At 40.9% G+C, this 1943-nt stretch carries 3 protein-coding genes; all 3 read right to left on the bottom strand.

Translation table 11 applies throughout. The features are described 5' to 3' along the window. Positions 1 to 63 precede the first annotated feature (63 nt). Positions 64 to 768 carry a BRO-N domain-containing protein gene (locus KH943_RS10015; protein ID WP_304110434.1) on the bottom strand — a complete coding sequence of 235 codons (705 nt, stop codon included), beginning with the start codon at positions 766 to 768 and terminating at the stop codon, positions 64 to 66. 260 nt (positions 769 to 1028) lie between these two features. Beyond that, positions 1029 to 1352, bottom strand: coding sequence for a HigA family addiction module antitoxin (locus KH943_RS10010; RefSeq protein ID WP_304110435.1), 324 nt, complete (start codon positions 1350 to 1352; stop codon positions 1029 to 1031). Between the two features lie 15 nt (positions 1353 to 1367). Continuing rightward, the gene (locus tag KH943_RS10005) at positions 1368 to 1673 is read right to left on the bottom strand and encodes a type II toxin-antitoxin system RelE/ParE family toxin (RefSeq protein WP_304110433.1); all 306 of its coding nucleotides are present in this window, start codon (positions 1671 to 1673) and stop codon (positions 1368 to 1370) included. Between the last annotated feature and the right edge of the window lie 270 nt (positions 1674 to 1943).

The following is a 1943-nucleotide window of genomic DNA, read 5'->3' as shown; positions in this document are numbered from 1 at the left end:
ATATTTCGCTGATAATTTGCAGAAAGAAAAAACCGCCTCGAAGGGCGGTTGATGAAACCAATATTATCTGTGGTGAAGGAAATTGAATGTTTGCGTTTTTGGTTGCTGCTGAAGTTGTGGTTTAGAAAGTAAATCTAACATTCCTTCCACAAACATTAGGCGTTCGTTGCTACTGTGAATAAACGCTTTAATTTCTGTTAGATGCTGTTGAAGTGGCATATCGAAGTTGTAAAGGTAATGCCCGCCTAGTTGTTGGTTAATTGCTGCTCCCATCGTCGTCTGTACCGCTTTATTGCGGAATTCGTGAGCTTGGTGCAGAAAGTGATACGAGCGAATGAGCAGGCTCAGTAATTCGGGTTGCTCGACAAGCGGTCTGATTTCTTCCACGTTTTGCGAATAACTGCCTGTTTTGCGAATTTGGGGGAGGACTTCCGCTGTTACCCATTTTCTAAAGCGATGAGGAACTGAGCCTTTTTTAACGGTATCACGACAGCGAAGGATTAAGGTGTACATTCCGCTTTCAGAGACCAATGCAAGACTTTGAGCACCGTTTCCTGCTGACCCTAACTTTAAGTTAGAGTCGGAGGAAATCATTTTTTCATCGTCATCTAAATTTAGAATTGCTTTGCTTGGATTTGAAATATCTAGAGTGTCGCAAATATCTTTTACAACGAACCACGGTTCATTATTGATTGCGATTACACGGATTGCTGAGTGTTCAAAATTGAAGGTTGAAACTTGAGTTTGAGTAGAGATTTGATTTTTCATAGTTTGAGTTCCTTTCGAAGGGATTGGCGGTTAGGCGGTTCGAAAACCGCTCAAACAACGGCGTGTGGTATTAGATATTTCCACACCCACCTAACCATAGATGAATAAGATCGCAAGTGCGAACTTGTTTAATAGATACAAAATGTTTGAAGAGTTTTCGAAGCTCTTGGCTGATATTTTTAGACCACTCACAGCCATTGTGGGTACCATTGGAGAAATATCCTACGCCCAACAGAGGAGCTTGTCAAGCGTAGGGGGATTTACATTGCAAAAGCTGGCATTGCTTGCCATTGATTCGCTACTCGTACGTTCGCTAATGTTTGCTGAAAGCGTTTGTTGTGGTTGAGTTCCCATAAATCCACGGCAGTTTGTAGGTTCAGCCAAAATTCAGGGCTGGTACTGAACGCTTTAGAGAGTTTAACCGCCATTTCTAAGCTAATGCGAGTGTTGTTATTGATTAGGCTGCTGGCGGTGTTGCGATGTACGTCAAGAATTTTAGCTAAATCGCCTACTTTTAAGTTAAGTGGTTCTAAAAATTCTTCTAGTAGGATTTCGCCTACACTGGTTGGTTTGCGTTCTGTAATGTTCATTGTTCGTCCTTATAGTGCGTATGTATGCGGATCTAAAAATAAATCGGACAGTGTGCCGTTTTCAAATTTGAAAATCAGACGGTACTGTTTATTCACTCGAATGGAATAGATTTTATTCTCTTTCGGTTCGAGTAGTTCAAGGTGGTTAGCTGGTGGCACTCGTAAATCGTTGATGTTTTCGGCTGCGTTGATCATATCCAATTTGCGAGCAAGCACATTGGTTAGGTTCGCAGGAATTTTACTGTGGCTTTCGCTAAATTGGTAAAAGCGGTAGAGATAATCATCACGAAAGTGCGAGGCGGTTAGGTTAATCATAGTTTTTCATTGTGGTTGTTGATAACAATATTTTATATTAAACGATTGCACAATGCAACTATGCAGTAGGTGAAAGTGACAAATTCTTTTTCCATACCTAGTTAAGGGTTAAGTTAAAGGTCAAGTTAAGGGCTTGAGCTAATTCCAATTTTTGAAAAAGGCTTCAATGTGTTCAGAATGTGAAGTGTTTTTCCACGAAAAGGCAGAGGCTACAAGCGGTAATATTTCGCTGATAATTTGCAGAAAGAAAAAACCGCCTCGAAGGGCGGT

This window comes from Haemophilus parahaemolyticus, from assembly GCF_018373095.1.
Taxonomy (GTDB): Bacteria; Pseudomonadota; Gammaproteobacteria; order Enterobacterales; family Pasteurellaceae; genus Haemophilus_A; species Haemophilus_A parahaemolyticus_A.
The sequence above is the reverse complement of the archived record's forward strand: the minus strand, read 5'-3'. Positions and strand labels throughout refer to the sequence as shown.